General features: G+C 42.6%; 16 protein-coding genes. 6 read left to right on the forward strand and 10 right to left on the reverse strand.

Translation table 11 applies throughout. The features are described from left to right. Positions 1-116: 116 nt before the first annotated feature. Positions 117-776, forward strand: a complete 660-nt coding sequence (gene pgmB / locus AC13CC_RS03700; protein WP_482875750.1) for a beta-phosphoglucomutase — start codon at positions 117-119, stop codon at positions 774-776. 221 nt (positions 777-997) lie between these two features. On the opposite strand, the gene bshC is transcribed toward pgmB, so the two are convergent. Next, positions 998-2,602 carry a bacillithiol biosynthesis cysteine-adding enzyme BshC gene (gene bshC, locus AC13CC_RS03705; protein ID WP_482875751.1) on the reverse strand — a complete coding sequence of 535 codons (1,605 nt, stop codon included), beginning with the start codon at positions 2,600-2,602 and terminating at the stop codon, positions 998-1,000. 160 nt (positions 2,603-2,762) lie between these two features. On the opposite strand from bshC, the gene AC13CC_RS03710 reads away from it, so the two are divergent. From AC13CC_RS03710 to AC13CC_RS03720, 3 genes are all read left to right on the forward strand, one after another. Beyond that, complete coding sequence (locus AC13CC_RS03710) at positions 2,763-5,213, forward strand: M14 family metallopeptidase (protein WP_482875752.1); 2,451 nt, start codon at positions 2,763-2,765, stop codon at positions 5,211-5,213. A 115-nt stretch (positions 5,214-5,328) separates the two neighbouring features. Then, positions 5,329-6,648, forward strand: a complete 1,320-nt coding sequence (locus tag AC13CC_RS03715) for a carboxypeptidase-like regulatory domain-containing protein (protein ID WP_482875753.1) — start codon at positions 5,329-5,331, stop codon at positions 6,646-6,648. A 138-nt stretch (positions 6,649-6,786) separates the two neighbouring features. Continuing rightward, the gene (locus tag AC13CC_RS03720; protein ID WP_482875754.1) at positions 6,787-7,854 is read left to right on the forward strand and encodes an LD-carboxypeptidase; all 1,068 of its coding nucleotides are present in this window, start codon (positions 6,787-6,789) and stop codon (positions 7,852-7,854) included. A gap of 170 nt (positions 7,855-8,024) precedes the next feature. Here the strand turns inward: AC13CC_RS03720 and AC13CC_RS03725 are convergent, their stop codons facing one another. Together AC13CC_RS03725 and AC13CC_RS03730 are read right to left on the reverse strand one after the other, a co-directional pair. Next, complete coding sequence (locus tag AC13CC_RS03725; protein ID WP_482875755.1) at positions 8,025-8,411, reverse strand: MerC domain-containing protein; 387 nt, start codon at positions 8,409-8,411, stop codon at positions 8,025-8,027. A 24-nt stretch (positions 8,412-8,435) separates the two neighbouring features. Next, positions 8,436-9,344, reverse strand: a complete 909-nt coding sequence (locus AC13CC_RS03730) for an NAD(P)/FAD-dependent oxidoreductase (RefSeq protein WP_482875756.1) — start codon at positions 9,342-9,344, stop codon at positions 8,436-8,438. Positions 9,345-9,423: 79 nt separating this feature from the next. On the opposite strand from AC13CC_RS03730, the gene AC13CC_RS03735 reads away from it, so the two are divergent. Continuing rightward, positions 9,424-9,798 (forward strand): Fur family transcriptional regulator, encoded by a 375-nt coding sequence (locus AC13CC_RS03735; RefSeq protein ID WP_326279008.1) that lies wholly within the window; start codon positions 9,424-9,426, stop codon positions 9,796-9,798. Positions 9,799-10,222: 424 nt separating this feature from the next. Here AC13CC_RS03735 and AC13CC_RS03740 read toward each other — a convergent pair whose 3' ends face one another. The 7 genes from AC13CC_RS03740 to AC13CC_RS03770 all read right to left on the reverse strand — a co-directional run bounded on the left by AC13CC_RS03740 (position 10,223) and on the right by AC13CC_RS03770 (position 17,765). Further along, positions 10,223-11,131 (reverse strand): hypothetical protein, encoded by a 909-nt coding sequence (locus AC13CC_RS03740; protein ID WP_482875757.1) that lies wholly within the window; start codon positions 11,129-11,131, stop codon positions 10,223-10,225. A gap of 68 nt (positions 11,132-11,199) precedes the next feature. Further along, entirely contained in the window at positions 11,200-11,880 is a 681-nt protein-coding gene (locus AC13CC_RS03745; protein ID WP_482875758.1) for a DUF6799 domain-containing protein, read from the reverse strand. A 147-nt stretch (positions 11,881-12,027) separates the two neighbouring features. Then, positions 12,028-14,583, reverse strand: a complete 2,556-nt coding sequence (locus AC13CC_RS03750) for a M1 family metallopeptidase (protein WP_482875759.1) — start codon at positions 14,581-14,583, stop codon at positions 12,028-12,030. Positions 14,584-14,667: 84 nt separating this feature from the next. Next, a complete protein-coding gene (locus AC13CC_RS03755; protein ID WP_482875760.1) occupies positions 14,668-15,432 on the reverse strand; it encodes a hypothetical protein in 765 nt (254 codons plus the stop codon). Positions 15,433-15,492: 60 nt separating this feature from the next. Further along, entirely contained in the window at positions 15,493-15,735 is a 243-nt protein-coding gene (locus tag AC13CC_RS03760; RefSeq protein ID WP_482875761.1) for a hypothetical protein, read from the reverse strand. Positions 15,736-15,796: 61 nt separating this feature from the next. Beyond that, entirely contained in the window at positions 15,797-16,489 is a 693-nt protein-coding gene (locus AC13CC_RS03765; RefSeq protein ID WP_482875762.1) for a response regulator transcription factor, read from the reverse strand. Between the two features lies 1 nt (position 16,490). Next, on the reverse strand, positions 16,491-17,765 hold the full coding sequence (locus AC13CC_RS03770) for a sensor histidine kinase (RefSeq protein ID WP_482875763.1): 1,275 nt from the start codon (positions 17,763-17,765) through the stop codon (positions 16,491-16,493). 261 nt (positions 17,766-18,026) lie between these two features. Between AC13CC_RS03770 and AC13CC_RS03775 the strand changes: the two genes are divergently transcribed. Continuing rightward, positions 18,027-18,770 (forward strand): tyrosine-protein phosphatase, encoded by a 744-nt coding sequence (locus AC13CC_RS03775; RefSeq protein ID WP_482875764.1) that lies wholly within the window; start codon positions 18,027-18,029, stop codon positions 18,768-18,770. Positions 18,771-18,944: the final 174 nt, after the last annotated feature.

Consider the following 18,944-nt stretch of genomic DNA (forward strand, 5'->3'; position numbering starts at 1 on the left):
CAACAACTCAATCTTTATAAAGGCGCCCTACACTTTCTTTTGAAAAAAGTACATACTTATCTAGTTTTTTTCTTAACTGATTTCATTATTTCTTTGCCCTTTAAATAACACTGACCATGATCAAGGGATTTATTTTTGATTTGGATGGCGTAATCACAGATACTGCCGAACTGCATTACGCTGCTTGGAAAAAATTGTCGGACGATATGGGTTGGCAATTTGATCGTGCCCTTAATGAAAAACTACGGGGAATATCCAGAATGGATTCCATAAAGGTGATAATGGACCATAACGGGCTTAGCTTGGACGATGCGACCATTCTTGAACTTGCCACAAAAAAGAACGACATATATGTTGAAAGTTTGGATAGCATGACACAAGAGGATTATTTGCCGGGTGCCAGGGAACTTTTAACTCATTTAAGGTCCGAGGGCTTTAGCGTTGCCCTTGGTAGTGCCAGTAAAAATGCCCCAAAAGTGTTGAAACAGCTCAAGGCCACCCATTTTTTTGATGTAATCGGTGATGGCAATAGCGTTTCCAAAAGCAAGCCTGCCCCGGATATTTTCCTTTATGCTTCGGAAAGATTAGGATTGCGCCCAGAAAACTGCATTGTTTTTGAGGATGCCGAGAAAGGGATAGATGCTGCCAAAGCCGGCAACTTTCACAGTGTGGGTATAGGTCCCGAAGAGCGTGTAGGACATGCCGATATTAGGTTCGACACCATGAAGGAGGCTACGCTGTTCGAAGTAAAATCACATTTCAAGGATTTGTTCTAAAATCATTTTAAGCCAATAAAAAACAAAAAGCCCTGGGAACCACTCCAGGGCTTTTCAATAAAAATAAAATCAAAACCAACCTAAACATATGAGTTAACCAACTCAAAATTTAAATTTTCATAGCTATTTACACCTATGGAACAACCCAGAGCATAAATACCCTACTTTGGTTGCAAGCTTTTATGAAAAAGATCAATGTATTGAATGGTATCAGGCAGCAATCAATTGTGCCTTAAAATTGTAAAGCCTTTGGAAAAGGGGTCCAATGTCTCCAACAGCAAAGGAATCAAATCCTCTCCCATTTCCATGTATATTTCCGAAAAGTTGAGCTGTCTTTCCTGTAGCGATCGGTTGGGGAACAACTCATTTTGAAGATCGGTCAACCGCACCACATGGTCCTTTAATTTTCTTTTTTGGGCTCGCAACAACCGTTTTTCCAAGTTGTCCAAGCCTTTTTTCTGCTTTACCTCCTGCGCCTTTACAGCTCCCAAAAAGCTTTTATCGGTTTGTTCGGCCAGTTCGTACATGTGCTGGAACTGCTCTTCCAACAACTGTTTCTGTGGCGAAAAATCGATGTCGATATTGGAGATGTCGCGTATCTTTTTATTGATCAGCGAATGTTGTTTCATGAATAGATGGGAAACCTTCAATCCCATCCGTTCCACTTTTTCCGATTGCTTTTCCGTTATGAGCAAAGCTGAATTTCGAAGCATCAACATAGGAAATGTAACCCCAACCCCATCAAAATAGGATTTAAGCTCCAACCAATAGGCCAATTCCCCTCCCCCGCCAATGTAGCAAAGGTTGGGCAAAATCACTTCTTGGTACAAAGGTCGCGCCACTACATTGGGCGAAAACCGTTCGGGATGCCCGTCAAGTTCCTTTAAAAGTTCTTCCTCGGTAAAATCGATATGCGTATTGATCACATGGTATTTCCCTTTTTTTAGGATAATTCGTTCTCGCAGACCATCCTTTAAATAAAAATAGTTGATCTCCCTTGGGTTTACCTGAATGGTATAGTCCGGAGAAGCTTTCCCCAATGCATCGATTGTTTCCGATATTTTTTTATGGGGTGTGTGCTCCAGTATATCCTTTTTGGCATAGGGAACGAGTAATTCCTTCAAACCTTTATCATCGCCGTCCACAATCACCAAACCTTGGTCACCAAACAGTGCATTGGCAAGATACCGGGTGGCTTCGGTAAGGGTTGAATGCTCTAAATATGCTTTTTTAAACAGGTCTTTCAGCTTTTCTGTAAGTCCTAAATTTCCAAGTTCCGCAGAAAATATCTCGAACACCTCCTCCAGGCCTTCCGTAGATAATCGACCTACCGCTCCAGATGCCTTTTTGTTCCAAAGCACCTTTTTTCCGTGCAGGTTAAAATAATTGATCTCATCAAAATCATGATCCTCCGTGGCCATCCAATAAACCGGCACAAAGTGGTTTTTTGGATGTTCCTTATTGAGTTGTTTGGCCAAATTGATGGTGGATACAATTTTATAAAGGAAGTACAGGGGCCCCGTAAATAAATTTAACTGATGCCCGGTTACCACCGTAAATGTGGTCTCTTTGGACAAGGCATCCCTATTTTTTTGCGTTGCATTGGAAACCTCAACGCCTTGGTATTGCTCCTTTAATGCATTGACCAAGACTTTTCGATGCGCTTTGGGATAGTTTGTGGCCTTTTCTTTGATTTGATCACCAAAGTTTTCGGGCAAAGGATATCTATTAAAAAAAGGGGATAATTCTTTTTTCTGATCGAGATAGTCACAAATTAATTGGGAAAAATAACCGGTCTCCTTAAAGGGTATACATTCTACTTCCATTAAAAATTGCAATGAGGTGTTCAAAGATAAGTCTCTTCTTTTTTTCTCATCCCAAAAATACGTTAATTGAATTTTATGTGGTTTTAGCGGGTCGGGCCCAATAAAATTAGGATTCTGCCTCAATTTATTAGTAGATTTGGTAGAACCAATTAACCCAAGCATGACCAGATTTTTATTTTCCCTCATTCTTTTCGTATCAATTTCCGTATCGGCACAACAACTAAAATCCCCATCAGAATTTTTGGGGTACGAACTCGGAACACAGTTTACCCGTCATCACGAAGTGGTGGATTATTACGAGTATTTGGCTGAATCCGCCCCGGACAGGGTGCAGCTTACCTTTTATGGCCAGACCTACGAGCGTAGGCCTTTGATCTTGGCCTACGTATCCTCCGCAGAAAACTTGGCCAATCTGGAAACCATCAGACAGGATCATTTAAAGGATACCGAAGGAGGAGGAGGAAATGCATCCAAGGCCATTGTTTGGCTGAGCTATAATGTACACGGTAACGAAAGTGTGAGCACAGAGGCTTCCATGAAGACCATTTATGAACTTTTGACCAAAAAGAGTTCTTATCTGGAAAACACCGTGGTGATTATGGATCCGTGTATCAACCCGGATGGGCGCGACAGATACAGCAACTGGTACAATCAATATAAGAACAGCCCGTATCAAGTGGATCCCAACAGCAAGGAACACCACGAAGGTTGGTGGAGCGGACGGAGCAACCATTATATGTTCGACCTGAACCGTGACTGGGCGTGGTTGACACAGGTAGAGAGCCAACAACGGTTAAAAATGTTCAACCAATGGTTGCCCCACATCCATGTGGATTTCCATGAGCAGGGGGTGAACAATCCCTATTATTTTGCACCTGCGGCAGAACCCTATCATGAGGTGATCACCGATTTTCAGCGTGATTTTCAAGTAACCCTTGGTAGAAATCACGCCAAATATTTTGATGCCAACGGTTGGTTTTACTTCACCAAAGAAGTTTTTGACCTCTTATACCCCAGCTATGGTGATACCTACCCCATTTACAACGGCTCTGTTGGAATGACCTACGAACAAGGTGGAAGTGGCAGGGCCGGGCTTGGGATTATCACGGCTATTGGTGACACACTTACCTTAAAAGACCGGATTGCCCATCACTTTACCACTGGGCTCTCCACCGTGGAGGTTTCTTCCCAGAATGCGGATAAATTGAATGAGGAATTCAGGAAGTTCCATCAAAATAAGGATTTTAAGTACAAAAGCTATGTACTAAAGGGCGGCAAGGACAAATTGAATGCCCTTAAATCCCTTTTGGACAAACACAATATTGTATACGGCGATCTTTCCAGTGGTTCTTACAAAGGACATAGCTACGGTACCGGAAACAACGGCAGCCTGTCCATCAACAAAAATGGTATGGTAGTATCTACCGACCAGCCCAAAGGCACCTTGGTAAAAGTATTGTTCGAGCCCAATGCCAAACTTTCGGATTCTTTGACCTACGATATCACCGCTTGGTCGCTGCCCTACGCCTATGGATTGGACGCCATTGCCTCCACGTCCAAAGTATCTTCCCTAAACACGGAAGAAGTTATGGTACCTTCAGGTATCAATAACGGAAGCTATGCCTATCTGACCGATTGGAACAGCATGGACGATGCCCGATTTTTGGCGGCCCTACTAAACGAGGGAATAAGGGTTCGCAAAGCAGACCACCCTTTTAGTATCGAAGGCAAATCCTTTGCGCGTGGTACGTTGATCATCACCAAAGGTGATAACGAAAACAAGGAAGATTTTATTCAAACCCTGCAAACCATTGCTGCTACATTTAAAAAGGAGATTACCTCCACAAGTACAGGTTTTGTGGATTCAGGTAAGGATTTTGGTTCCTCTTCCATTCAAATGATAAGCAGGCCAAAGATCGCCGTTTTATCCGGTGGCCCCACCTCAACATTACGATTCGGGGAAATTTGGCACTTTTTTGAGCGACAATTGCATTACCCTCTTACCGTTATTGATGATGACTATGCAAACCGGGTGGACTTGAACGAGTACAACATTTTGGTTCTGCCGGATGGGCGTTACGACAACCATTTTAACGAAGACCAACTATCCAAGCTAAAGAATTGGGTAAGACAAGGCGGAAAAATCATTGCCATGGGCGGGTCCATCGATGCCCTTGATGGTAAAAAGGGATTTGGGATCAAGAAAAAGAAAGTGGAAAAGGATTCCACCGAAAACACCCCCCAACCCTATAAAGATTGGGAGCGGGAACGCATCAAGGGAGCGATTACCGGCGCAATCTTCAAGACCAAGGTGGATAGCTCCAATCCATTGGCCTACGGCTATGGTTCCGATTATTTCTCTTTAAAGCTAGGAAGCAGTGCCTATGAATATCTGGACAACGGAAATGCGGTGTACCTCGAACAAAACACCAAACCCTTTTCTGGTTTTGCAGGTATAGAGGCACAGAAAAAGATTTCCGAATCCTTAATATTCGGGGTGGAAAATTTTGGTCGCGGCCATGTAATTTATTTGGTGGACAACCCCTTGTTCCGAGGATTTTGGGAAAACGGCAAGTTGTTTTTTGCCAATGCGCTCTTTATGGTGGACTAAAGTTCCTACAAACTGATTTTAAGTGGATTGTTCGGTTTTTTAACTAAAATGGTACGAAAATTTGCGCCCTAAATTTTGTATATTTAATAAAAAATAACAAAGAAAAATTGCCGATATGCCGCTGAGAATCCCATCATTGATTTTAAACATAAAACACCATGCATTTTTGCCATTGGCACTATGCGCTATGGCACTGTTAAGCCCAACAGAGGCCTTTGCTTTTCAACAAGACGGTGCAGCGGTCGATTTCAATGAATATAGTGGGGAGGTCAAAGAGGCATCGAGCAATAAATCTTTGGTTTTTGCCACACTCACTGTAGAAGGCACCAACATAAGTACCATTACCAATACAGAAGGAAACTTTCTTTTAAAAGTACCCAAAGAATACACCAACAAAAATGTGGTGGTTTCATTTTTGGGCTACAAAACCAAAAAGGTTCCCATTGCCAGCCTTGAACGTGAAAAAAACGAAATATCCTTAGAGGTGTCCGTTACAAGGCTTTCGGAAATCAATGTGAACGCCCCAAAAGATGCGTTGGCCTTGGTCAAGGAGACCCTAAAGAACAGGGATGAGAATTATTTTGAAGATCCTTCGTTAATGACGGCCTTTTATCGAGAAACCATAAAAAGACGAAGAAGGAACGTTTCTTTGGCTGAAGCGGTGGTCAATGTATACAAAACACCTTACAGTTCCACCCGGGACGATGCCGTTGAACTTTACAAGGCTAGAAAAAGCACCGATTACAGCAAGTTGGACACCGTGGCACTAAAGCTTCAGGGGGGGCCTTACAACACCTTGTATGTAGATATGATGAAGTACCCGGAATATATATTCTCGGAAGAGTCCCTATCCAACTACAAATTTACCTTTGATCGCTCCACAATGACCAATGATCGGTTGATCTATGTCATCAAATTCAATCAGCATGAAGGTATTTTGGAGCCCTTATATCGCGGGGAACTGTACATCGATGTCGAGAATAAGATCTTAACCGGTGCCATTTTTTCATTGAACATTACAGATAGGAACAAAGCTGCCCAACTTTTTGTGCGCAGAAAGCCCGCGAAAGTGGATGTATGGCCCACAGAGGTCTCCTACCGTGTTGATTACCGGGAAAAAGATGGAAAGTGGCATTACGGCTATAGCAGCGTATTTATGGAGTTTAAAGTGGACTGGGCCGATAAATGGTTCAATTCACAGTACAGCATGACAGCCGAAATGGCCATCACCGATTGGGAAAGAGTAAGCAAGACCGAAAGGCCCAGATATCGGCAACAGATCCGAAAGTCCATTATCCTAAGTGATGAGGCCTCCGGCTTCTCGGATCCTGATTTTTGGGGCGAATACAATATCATAGAACCCGAAAAATCCATCGAATCGGCCATCAGAAAAATCCAAAGACAATTACTAAGAGACGAAAGAAACAGTGATTAATTGATGCTGTTCTTTTAAATTTTGTGCATTTTTATATTTTGTATTGATAAATCAACTGCCTCGGGGGCAAGCCTACGGGGTGTACAAACCAAAAAAATAATCCATTTCGACCTAGAACGTCGGGGAGTCAAACCCTCTATGAGGGATTCAACAATGTCCAAAAGAAGAAGTTTTTTAAAATCGGCAACAGCTCTGGGAGCTGCCACCCTTTTGCACCAAACCACTTGGGGCCATCAAACTTTCCCAGATCCCAAGCCCAAGATCAAGCCCAAAAAATTAAAACTTGGGGATACCATTGGCCTTGTTGCCCCTGGATTTGCCATTGAACAGGAAGCACTCTATCTGGCTTTGGACACGCTGCAAAAAATGGGTTTCAAGACCTATCACACCGATCGTATAAAAGGTAATTACGGTTATTTCAGCGATACCGACGAAGAACGCGCAAAGGATGTGAACGAAATGTTTGCCAACCCGGATATTGATGCCATTCTCTGTGCCCGTGGCGGATATGGATGCACCCGTATTCTTGACTTATTGGATTATGGGGTCATCGAAAACAACCCAAAGGCCTTAATTGGTTTCAGCGACATCACCGCATTGATCAACACCATTTATAAAAAAACCGGTCTTATTGGTTTTCACGGACCAGTTGGAAAAACGCTGGATGATGAGTACAGTCAGGTTTACTTCAAAAAAGTATTGATGGAACCACAGCAAACACTGCCCATCAAAAATGCCATATTAAAAGACCCGAAACAATACCGCAACAGCGAATACTACCGATATACGATTACCGCCGGCATTGGTCAAGGCGAGCTTGTAGGGGGTAGTTTAACCTTGGTGGCCGCCATGATAGGAACTCCTTATGAAATCGACTTTACGGACAAACTCGTACTATTGGAAGATGTGGAGGAAGCCCCGTACCGCATTGACCGTATGCTTACCCAACTTAGCGATGTTGAAAGCTTTACCAAGGCCAAGGGAATAATTTTTGGTGTTTGCAAAGGGTGCGACCGTAAACGTACTACCGAAAACTTTACGTTAAGGGAAGTAATCATGGACAGGATTTCCCCATTGGGCATTCCCGCCGCTTATGGCATGAGCTTTGGACACATACCGCAAAATTCGACCCTCCCCATAGGCGTTGAGGCTTACTTTAATGCCTATAAAAAACAATTGCGTTTAATGGAACCGGCGGTGGGTTAACCCCCAAGCCACCAGCTATCGCTTGCATGTTTTTAATTAAAGGGGCTTTCCCATAAACTGTGCACATAGAAAATACCAAGAGGTGGTGTTTCTTACATTTTGGACATTCTCCTGGTCCAAAAACAGTTAGGTCGATGCTAAAATTATGATCAAGTTTGTCCCCCGGCACTTTAATGTTTATGCCCTCCCCTAAAACGCAACAACTTCCAGTTTATAAAATGGGCCACAGCAACCATGATGGCCCCAAACACCGTATGTACGACTTCCCAAGTTCCGCTGAAATCCAACCTGCCCAGTGCAATTATACCAAAACCAAGGGCGGCAATGAGCAAAGGCCTTGATTTACGATGTACTTTTTTATAGCTCGGCCAAAGGGAAACAAATACAAAGACAACACCAAGTCCGATAAACGACCATTCAATAAGTGGATTGTGTAAAAAATGTAGGCTGGACAAGGATGGGAATGATAGCAGAATGGGCACAGCCGCGCAGTGAATGGCACAAATAAACGAGCTTGTAAGTGCAATTATGTCAAAAGTTTGGTTTTTTATCTTCATGAAGTTTGTTTTAAAATGATTCTTTTAAAATGATTCTTTCGAGAGTTCCATATTGGCCATGGCGCCTGCCAAGTTGCCCGATGCCACAGCTTGGGCAACCGACCGCATGGAAATACTGTTGTCCCCACAAGCAAACACTCCAGGCACAGTGGTCTTCTGAAAATGGTCCGTTTTAATAAAACCTTTTTCGGTAAGTTCACAGCCCAGCGAATTGGGAATATCCGAACTTTGTTCAAATGGGACACCCGCATAAACGGCCGAAAAGGAAATTTTGTCCCCATTATCAAGGACCACTTTATGGAGGTATCCATTTTCATGTTCAATTGCCATAACATTATGATTTACCATTTTGACACCATGCTTTTGAAGTGTTTTTAACTCTTCTTCGGTAAAATTTGACACTTCTTGGCCTAGAATGGTAAGATCATCGGTAAGGTTGAGCAACAACGGAGCCAAATGAAATGCTTTTTCTGCCGGTGCCCATATCCCTGTTTTTTTACCGCGGTATTCATACCCATGGCAATAGGGACAATGTATCACGGAAATCCCCCAGCATTCTTGAAAACCCGGAATATCAGGCAGCAAATCCTTGATGCCTGTGGCCATAATCAATTTTTTTCCCTCAAAAACATCCCCAGTATCGGTACGGACAAGAAAACCACTTGTAGATGTACTTGCATTTAATGCAAAGCCTTTAAAAAACGCAACACTTTCATAGTCCTTAACCTGCCTTGTTGCGAGGTCGGCAATCTCCTTGGGAGGTTTGCCGTCTTGAGTCAAAAAATTGTGGGAATGTGGAGTTTGCCTATTACATGGCTCGCCCCCATCAATAACCAAGGTTTGGTTTAACGACCTTCCGAGGGCCATAGCTGCCGAAAGCCCTGCATAACTCCCTCCTATAATAATAACATCGTATATCTTGTTTTTTTCCATAATGTGATTTGTAAGCCCGAAATTTTTGTCAAACTTATGAATATTTTATATTATTGCAACAATGTCGCATTAATAATTTATGAAAAGAAGAAACACACCAACGAAACAGGCAATCTTGGATTTATTGTCCCAGAGTGGCAAGGCCATGAGCCATGATGCCATTGAGGACAAAATCGATATGGATATCAATAGGGCGACCATATACAGAATCTTAAACCGGTTTTGTGAGGATGGTCTGGTCCATAATATTGTAGCGGAGGATGGTAAACAGTATTTTGCAATCTGCATGGACTGTGATGGGAAGTCCTTGCCGGATAGCCACTTCCACTTTCGTTGTACCAGTTGCCAAACTATCGCCTGTTTAAAGGAAAAAGTGGATTTTTCGTTGCCTATGGGCTATAAGGTTGAAAGTGTCAACTGTGTTTTAACGGGTACCTGTGCGGATTGTTCTTAGTGTTGTAAAAGAGTATGTGGAGTTCTGAAACCTAAACCATAATTAACAATATACGTATATCAAATCCATTAAGATGGGTCCATCCCATCCCGACAAAACGATACAGATCATCCGAAGCCTGCAAAAGCTTTCCCTTTAGCGATGGCATCGTATGTCTTATTCTTCCCCATATTGTTATCCTTTGTTTGCCCGAAGTGAAAGGTTATCGAGAGGGAGTGAAATCACAAAAGTTTTCATTTGAAAATGCCAAAGGGGGATTTGTTGGGTTTTACTCCGAACATCACCAAGAAGTTTTTACACATACCAATGGTTTTGTACATGTTCATTTTTTAATGAAGGATGAATCCTTTGTGGGGCACTTGGACAGGATAACCACCAGCGGCCAAAACCTATGGACTATTTGCCCCAATAGAAAATAGAAACCTTATTTCTTCTTATATGTGTTGAACCAGTAGCTTATGCCTACCGACCAATAAAATACATGCTCCAAATCCTCTTCAAATGTACCCGTGTCCGTGGTAAGGGTTGCAGGGGTCTGGGGAAATGCCCAAGTAGGTGTAAACGACAAAATAAATTGGTCGAAATGGTATTGGAAGGGAAGGCCTAGTTCCATATTGAGCACATTGAATTCAGATGCCTCTGCAATGTGCACGATCGTAATTTCGGTTCCCGGACCAACAGAACCCCCCGGACCACTACCCTGACCACCACTGCTTTTTCTATTGCCCAATCGGCTGGCAGTGTAGTATTCTTCGTAAAAGTATTGGGATCCTGCATAAACCGAAAATCGGGGAGCAAACAACAAATGATCGTCAAATGCCCTAAAGGTATGATCGGCCATAAGGCCTAAAAACATATCGGGTGAGCTATTCTTATTGAAATAGGAACTGGCATAAACCGATAGTTCCAGCAATTTAAAATCGTAACCGATCAAACCCGTGATGTCCGCGACCACCTCGGATTGTACATTGTAACTATCTTCATTGTAAAAATAAGCCGTTCCGGAAACACCTCCGCTCCAATTATTGGAATCAAACAAATACCCACCAGTCAAATAAAAAAGGTCCACGCGTTGCTTATCGGAACTTGTTAGATAGGATACAGTGGCATCAATGAACAATCCCGATTTGTCATAATATCCAATGGAAGGCAATAGGTACGGAGCAGCTATGGAATCTCGCCTACCCATAAAAACCGCATCGTTCATGTGACTTATATCCATCAAAACATAGGAATCTTCGCTATCGGACTTTTCCTTGCCGGTCCTTTGTGCAAATACACCCATTAGGGTACCTAAACACAAGATCACACTTAAGGGTACATACCGTTTCATGATAAATCAATTAAGAAAGGACAAGGGCCCGACCATATACTATTGATCAAACCCTATATCCAGTACCATCACATGACGCCCTTTTTTTTCTTAAGAGCAGCCTTGTTCATGGATTTTTTAGACTTCATGTTTTTGATGGACTTCATATTCTTGTTTGCCATCATTTTACGATGCTTGTACATGTTTGTGAACTTTTCACCATTCAAATTCAAACATTCACCGTCTTGAAGCCTCAATTGCTGACGATTTTGATTCATGTAGGTACCGTCTGGGTCAACCGTGGTTCCATCTGCAAGCTCAAGCCGTTGCTGCAATCTGTTTTGTGATTGCGTCCTGATTTGATATACATCTCCATCAATGAGCATCAATTGATACCTGTTTTGGTTGCGTTGCTGAATCTGTGCATCGGTAAGTCCTTTATCAGCTTGCATCACTTTGTAACGATACTGATACTCATTGCGATATTTAATTCCATCACTATCCAAACATTCACCATCTTTTAACCTAAGTCTATCTCGATCTCGGGTAAAATAGGTTCCACTTGGGTTAACTACCGTTCCATCGTTCAACGTAATGGGGTCTTGCAAACGCATCTGGTCATGATCTCGAATTTGAAGTACATCGCCATCGATTAGCATTAAACGGTCTCGATCTTGATCGGGATCTTGGACTCTGTCCCTATCCCTGTCCTGTGCCATCAGCGTCATTGTTCCAAGAACAACGAACACCAACATTAAAATCTTTTTCATGGTACTCGTATTTATAAAATTTATTGGAACCAAAGTATGGCCACTGCTACAAGAACACAATGATCCTGATCATCAAAACACTGAAAAACAATTATTTAGAGTGATTCACTTGTAACTAAAGTCACATAATACGAAGAAAAATTGTCTTTACTCCTGATTTACAAAACGATACAAATCATCCGAAGCCTGCAAAAGCTTGCCCTTTAATGATGGCTCCATATCAGGATGCTGCGATAAATACGTTTCGACCATCCCATAGGCCTTATCGGATTGATATTGCCCTACAGTGGATGTAAGCCATCGCTTGGGAAAGAAAATATCCCCTGTTTTTTGTATTTCTTCGAGCAGTTCCAAAGCCAAGGGCAAATGTTTGATCGCTGTTTTTTGACGAATCGGATGATGTATAAAAGCACATGCCGTGCCCACCCAAGATTCCTTTTCACGGTTTTGGGCTTCCTTGAGCGACTCAAAAAAGGCATCCCGCACGGCGACATCCGATGAAAGAGCTGGCAATAAAAACTCAAAACGTTTCACTTTATCCGGATTTTTCAACTGCGCTTTGGCCTTTTCCAATATGGCCGGTGTTTTATCGTGCTCGTAAAGCGCAAGGGACATGGCCATGTCGGTATAATCATCTTGATTTAACTTTAAATCGGGAATCTCAAGGTTTTTGTTCCAAATTTGGTAAAGCCGCTCTTTGGCATTGTCCGAATAGGCCAATCCCTTCCAAAGCCCAAATAGGTTCTTTTTAATATTGGGTTTGTGCCCATCATCAAGAAGTTCCTTCCAGAGCAGTTCCTCAACCAAAGGTTGTTTTTTTGTTCGTTGTTCCCCGTCCAAGAAACCCCAAAATATAGCACTTGCCTGTCCGCATACCATTCCGTGCACAAACTCGTTGCTTTCATTGAGAATACCTTCCATATATAGGTCAAAGGCTTCGAGAGGGGATATGTTCCCGGACAATGCGTTCTCATATGTGTTTACATAGGCATAAGCGCGAGCTACTTCGTCCTTCAATTGCGGGATGATGGCCAAATCCGATGCATCCAAAGGAAAAACGCCATATCCAAAGGCATTGGAATTATAGATAATGGCCTGGGGTTTTGGCAATCCTACTGCCAACTTTACATCGACACTACCTCCAGAAATCGTAACCGGGACAATACGGGCGGCTTCCGGGTACACCAAGGTTACCTCAAAAGACTGTGGCCATAGCTTATCGCTCCCATCTTCCGCATGTTGGGAAATGGTAAAGCTTTTTATTTTTCCTTCTTCATAATTGATTTCTTCCGTTAAAACAGGCCTGCCGGATTGATTTACCCATACCTCGCTCCACTGTTCCAAATCCTTGGGGGTACGTTCGTCCAAAATTTCCACCAAGTCACCCCAAGTGGCATTGTTGTAGGCGTAGGTTGAAATATATTCCCGTATGCCATCGCGAAAGGCCTTCTCCCCTATGGCCGCTTCCAATTGGCGCATCATAATGGGGGCCTTGTTATAAATGATTCCCCCATACAGGCTACCGGCATTTTTTAAGTTGTCCAGTTGTTGACGTATGGGATTGGTGCCACGGGTCCTATCTTCCCCGTAGGCGCTCCGGTAATGGGAAATCAAGAATTGCAGCTTATGGTTGATATCGGGGAAAGTGGGGTTTATGATTTTATCGGCCATAAAATTGGCAAACACTTCCTTCATCCAAACATCGTTGAACCAGTCCATCGTCACCATGTCCCCAAACCACATGTGGGAAGTTTCATGGGCTATCAATTTGGCACTTCCCATTCTGCGGCGCTCCGTGGCGCTCTCATCCAAAAAAATGGAGGATTGCCGGTATTGAATGGCCCCCACATGTTCCATTCCGCCATACTGGAACCCGGGAATGGCCACATAATCCAACTTTTGAAACGGGAACTCATACCGTGTATAATCCTTTAAAAAATCTATGGATCGTTGATGCAGATCAAAAATGGTCGGAATGCTATGCTCTATCTTAACCGAGTCTGTTTCCCGGTATAAAAGTGTCATATCAAATACCCCTGGGTTCTCTGTAACGGACTCGAACTTTCCGGCGACCATGGAGAACAGGTAAGTGCTCATGGAATCGCTCTCATCAAAATTATAGTGGACCTTGTCTCCTTTCTTGGTACTTTTCACCAAAGGTGCGCCGCATAATACTTTCCATCCGTTTGGAGCAGTAACATCTAAAATATAACGTGCTTTGATATTGGGCTGGTCAAAACAGGGAAACAGCGTACTGGCACGGTCAGGAACAAGAAGCGTGTAGAGAAAGTCCTCGTTGCGGTTTAGGGACAATTCGCCTGCATTAAAAGCAATTTCGATGGTATTTGGGCCTTTCTTAAGGTTCCCAGAAACAATGATGTGCTCTTTTTGATGGTTGATTTCCTGCGCTTCTCCATTGACACTGATGCTTTTTAGCAAGGAACCGGCTGCATTGAAATCGAGGTATAAGGGGTGGGAAAGGTCGTTGATTTCCAAATCCAACTTTAATCTGGAAGGAATTGGGTCCTGTTTTTCGGATGGGATATCGAAAGATAGGTTATATACCACATCGGACACCTGCTCTTTTCTATATGCTGCCATTTTTAAGGGAATACCTTCCTCCAATAAGTCAACCTTTGGGGCAGTATCGCAGGCTCCGTTGAGTATCAATAAACAAATGGAGAACACAATGTTCTTTTTCATAATGGACTGGTTGGAAGGCATAAGGTACCAATTTTACACAACCCAATCAATGAATGTCGTTTTGGAACCTGTATGAGGTGGGCTTTATCCCCGTACCACAAAATTTATCGTATCAACCCCCGTATTTCCTGTTTTGGGATTATAGGCATACACCGTAATTTGGTAATATCCCACCTCCGTGACTTTCAGAGTTCCTTCAAAGGTGTTTTGGCTTGGATTGTTCAATACCGTTTCGCCAAAAGATACTCCATCTTTTTGCACCAAGGCCCTGACCTCCATAAGATTGGAATCCCAAATACCATCCTTCTCAATCGGGCAGCCGCACATCATCACAATGTTGGCCGTAATCTTTATACCGGATGCGGGAATCGATTCCAAAGAAATATATTGATGCGTGTTGGGTTCCAATATATCGATCACAAAACCCGGGATCTCCAATACCACGCCATCACCTAAAATATCCTTTCCGGGTATCAGCCAAAGTTCGGTACTGGCCTGTATCTGTGCATTTTTTTTATTGACGGGAGAGAGCACCTCCACGCGAACAAAGGTAGGTTTGTCAATATCCACAATGGCCAAAAAACCAGCAGTTTTGTCATCGCTAAGTTGCGTGTAGCGCTCATGGGGACTTTTCATGATAAGATCTGTGTTCCCCGTAGCACCGACCGTGTTTCCCTCTGCTAAAATTTCACCGTTCAGGGTATTGCGAACAATAACATGTGCCCCACCTATGGAACTTCCCACGAACTTGGCGTCCTTTGCTTTTGCCCGGACCATAAGTTTGGTTTCTGTGGCAAAGGCGTTGATACAAATTGAAAGTAGGGCTATAACAAGGATTGATTTTTTCATTGCTGTTTTTTTTTACAATCCTAAATTTACTGCTTTTTGCAGCGTTTCACCTCAAATCCATCAGGATTTTCTTTGGGAGTTCAATCGTTGAAGTTCTTTATCCGCAGCTTCGATCAAGTCCTTAAAATAATCGGAATCCTTTTTTGGGCAGGATTGCTCCAAATGATACTTGGAACTTTCGATGAGTCTTTGACAATAGGATATTTGCTCTTTTAACGGACATTTACATATGGTTTGGCCATAAAGATGGTCCAATTGGTGCAAAGAGGGCTTGGGGGAACTATTTTTAAAAAAATTAAACATATAAACAAACGGTAACCAGATTCTCTGAAAGGGTATCAAAAACCAAGCCAGAATATTTGGTTTAAGTCTCCTCTACCCGAAGCATAAACCCGCGACGGCTCACGTTTACTATACTCAGTTTGGGGTCTTGGCCAAGATGTTTTCGTAAATGTGATATAAAAACATTAAGGCTTTTTTTGTTGAAATAGTCGTTTTTGTCCCAAACCGTGGTCAATATTTCCTTGTGGGTGCACAATTGGTTTTTGTTTTTGGCCAGCAAGGCCAATAGGTCAAACTCCTTGCCCGTTAATTTTATCGGTTTTCCTTTATAGTTGAGCTCAAAATTGTCCATATTGAGGACATAGTCCCCGATTTCGTACTGAGATACCTGGTCTTCGTGTGCCGGATCGCTGACCAATCTGGACAACAGGGCATTGATACGGACCACCAGCTCCTCCTCATCGATCGGCTTCTTTAAATAGTCGACCGCACCTAAGGAAAACCCTTTTAAAACATCTATTTTGAGCGAACGGGCCGTTAAAAAGATAAATGGCAGCTCTGCATTGATCGCCTTTATTTTCTGGGAAAGTTCAAATCCGTCCATATCGGGAAGCATCACATCCAAAATGGCCAGGTCGAACACATTGCTTTTTGTTTTGGTTATGGCCTCCGAAGCATCCTTGGCCCAAGTGACCGAAAAACCTTTCATTCCCAGATATTCCGAGAGCAAGTACCCTAGGGAATTATCGTCTTCTACCAAAATCAATTTGTACATTTTATCCATTTTTGGTCAATTTAAGGGATAGCATAAAAGTAGTTCCTTCTCCCAATTCACTTTTCACCGAAATTTGGCCACGGTGCATTTTAATGATCTTTTGCACATAATACAATCCCAGACCATAGCCTTTTACCTTGTGCACATCCCCGTTCTTTACCCTATAATATTTACTGAAAATTTTTTTGATGTCCTCCTTGGCAATACCCTGGCCGTTGTCCGAAATATGAACGAGTAGCCATCCTTTTTGGGTTTGGGCGGTCAGTGTTACCTTGGGGTCGTCCGAATACTTCCGTGCGTTCTCCAATAAATTACCGATTACGTTTTCCAAATGAAACTTTTCGGCCCGAATGTTATAAGGGCCCTCCCCCAGTTCGTACTTGAATGCAATGGCCTCATGTTGCGCAAGTAAGGCAAAACCTTCGCAAATTCGCTTTAAATCCGGCCTAAAATCGAATGTTTGGAACCGCAAAAGTTTTTTTCCCGATTCCATACTGGCCAGCTCCAACACTTTTTCGATATGCTTTTTCAATCTATCCGACTCGGTGCGAATGAGCTGCACCACGGCTTTTTTATTGTCCGGAACATCTTTTTCCAAAATCTTGGTGGCCAATCCTATGGAAAAAACCGGGGTTTTTAGTTCATGTGTCAGGTTATTGATGAAATCGTTGGTAGTTGTATTGATGCTTCGCTGCAAGTAAAATGACCGGAGTACCCATACAACGACGATGACGATCATCAAAAGAAATAACAGCCCTGGAATGATCAACCCTCGTATTTGTCCCAAGAAGTACTTGTTCAAATCCTCAAAACCGATTTCCAGAATCACCTCCTTTTTTAAAAGTTCCGGCAAATACCCCTTAATTTCAATAGGGTAGGTCAATTTATCCTCGGCCTTAAGATGCGACCTGACAGAACTTAAATAGGTTATGGAATCCCGGGAGTACAGGGTATAGGAAAAAGGTGCATCAATTCCGGAAACGTTCAACTGATACGATATATAATCGTTTAAATAGTATTGGGATGCCTTTTCAAGACTGTCCAGCCCTATCCTTAGCTCGGTGGTGTCCTTTCGTATGGTATTGCCAAGGGTGTAGGTCAAGGAGTTTACCTCGGCCAATTCACTGGTAATGTTCTGCCTTGCCTTATCTATTTTATCTGAAAATTGGGCCCGTGCCAAGCCGAGTCCCACGCGCAAATATTGGTACTGCACCACCAAAAGGCCAATTACGGCAATCACAAAAACAAGTACATACAGGTTTCTCTTGGTCAGCATATTGCTAAATAAACAAAAAATAACCAGCTAATTACCCAATGGTTAACCCTATTAATCTTTCATTAACCTTTTTGATCTTTTGTTAACCCCTACGCATCGGAACAAGGCCTATCTTAGTACTTGAGTTTAGTTAGATAAAAATAGTAGCGAATCCATCGGGCCGACCTTTAAAAGGGTCGGTTTTTGTTTTATACCAGTCGCTCTCCCCTGTTTTGACATTAAGTCAACATATCCATTATCTTAGTAGTCCAAATTTTAATCATGTTCAGTTTTTTTCAGAAGAAAGAATTTTTGGCAGACCATTTGTATGGGTTGGTGGATATCCACAATCACATACTTCCAGGTATTGACGATGGGGCAAAGACGGTGGATGATTCCATGGATTTGATCAATGGCCTATCCGAACTTGGTATGACCCATTTTATTTGCACCCCCCACATCATGCACAATTTTTACGATAACACCCCTGGCACCATTAAAAAAGCCTACGACCAACTTTCAATGGAATTGGGCAACAAGGGGTTGTCCAACGTCAATATCGATTGTGCTGCAGAACACATGATCGACGATAATTTTGAGAGCATTTTGGAAAAAGAAGAGGTGATGCCCTTGAGCAAACAATATTTGCTGATCGAAATGTCCTACCTGCAACCTTCCTTTAATTTTGATATTGCCGTCGAAAAAATTGCAAAGCGCCAATATTTTCCAATTCTGGCCCATCCGGAGCGATATATGTATTTTCACCAGAAGTATGGGAAATATCCATCCATGAAATCCAATGGGATATTATTCCAGCTCAATCTGCTTTCCCTTGGCCCAGAGGCTTATGGTATAGGGGTTCAAAAAATGGCCGAAAAACTGCTCAGCGACAAGCTTATTGATTTTGTTGGAACGGATATTCACAACAGTAGGCAGCTTTCCCTGTTGAAAGACATCAAGCTTTCCAAAAAAGTGCTGAACCGATTACTTCCAGTCATGGAAAATACGATCCAGTCTTTCTACTGATCATGAAATGTACCGTGGGCCATGTTTATTCTTATTGCGTTTGGCCATATTGCTTTACTGGTTGTCACTTCCCATAAAAAGACCGTATTTTGACAGGAGTAGGTCCATAGGCATACATCCACAGGGAATTCGCAAAAATTCTCATCATTCAACCTCAAAAAACCAATCCTTTGT

This window comes from Flagellimonas sp. L-11, from assembly GCF_056857735.1.

Bases quoted from the DNA above. Each gene is read 5' to 3' on its own strand.
- AC13CC_RS03770 (WP_482875763.1), bottom strand. From the start codon at position 17,765: ATGCTGACCAAGAGAAACCTGTATGTACTTGTTTTTGTGATTGCCGTA.
- AC13CC_RS03745 (WP_482875758.1), bottom strand. From the start codon at position 11,880: ATGAAAAAGATTTTAATGTTGGTGTTCGTTGTTCTTGGAACAATGACG.
- pgmB (WP_482875750.1), top strand. From the start codon at position 117: ATGATCAAGGGATTTATTTTTGATTTGGATGGCGTAATCACAGATACT.
- AC13CC_RS03715 (WP_482875753.1), top strand. From the start codon at position 5,329: ATGCCGCTGAGAATCCCATCATTGATTTTAAACATAAAACACCATGCA.
- AC13CC_RS03750 (WP_482875759.1), bottom strand. From the start codon at position 14,583: ATGAAAAAGAACATTGTGTTCTCCATTTGTTTATTGATACTCAACGGA.
- AC13CC_RS03710 (WP_482875752.1), top strand. From the start codon at position 2,763: ATGACCAGATTTTTATTTTCCCTCATTCTTTTCGTATCAATTTCCGTA.
- AC13CC_RS03725 (WP_482875755.1), bottom strand. From the start codon at position 8,411: ATGAAGATAAAAAACCAAACTTTTGACATAATTGCACTTACAAGCTCG.
- bshC (WP_482875751.1), bottom strand. From the start codon at position 2,602: ATGGAAGTAGAATGTATACCCTTTAAGGAGACCGGTTATTTTTCCCAA.
- AC13CC_RS03735 (WP_326279008.1), top strand. From the start codon at position 9,424: ATGAAAAGAAGAAACACACCAACGAAACAGGCAATCTTGGATTTATTG.
- AC13CC_RS03755 (WP_482875760.1), bottom strand. From the start codon at position 15,432: ATGAAAAAATCAATCCTTGTTATAGCCCTACTTTCAATTTGTATCAAC.
- AC13CC_RS03765 (WP_482875762.1), bottom strand. From the start codon at position 16,489: ATGTACAAATTGATTTTGGTAGAAGACGATAATTCCCTAGGGTACTTG.
- AC13CC_RS03730 (WP_482875756.1), bottom strand. From the start codon at position 9,344: ATGGAAAAAAACAAGATATACGATGTTATTATTATAGGAGGGAGTTAT.
- AC13CC_RS03720 (WP_482875754.1), top strand. From the start codon at position 6,787: ATGAGGGATTCAACAATGTCCAAAAGAAGAAGTTTTTTAAAATCGGCA.
- AC13CC_RS03740 (WP_482875757.1), bottom strand. From the start codon at position 11,131: ATGAAACGGTATGTACCCTTAAGTGTGATCTTGTGTTTAGGTACCCTA.
- AC13CC_RS03775 (WP_482875764.1), top strand. From the start codon at position 18,027: ATGTTCAGTTTTTTTCAGAAGAAAGAATTTTTGGCAGACCATTTGTAT.
- AC13CC_RS03760 (WP_482875761.1), bottom strand. From the start codon at position 15,735: ATGTTTAATTTTTTTAAAAATAGTTCCCCCAAGCCCTCTTTGCACCAA.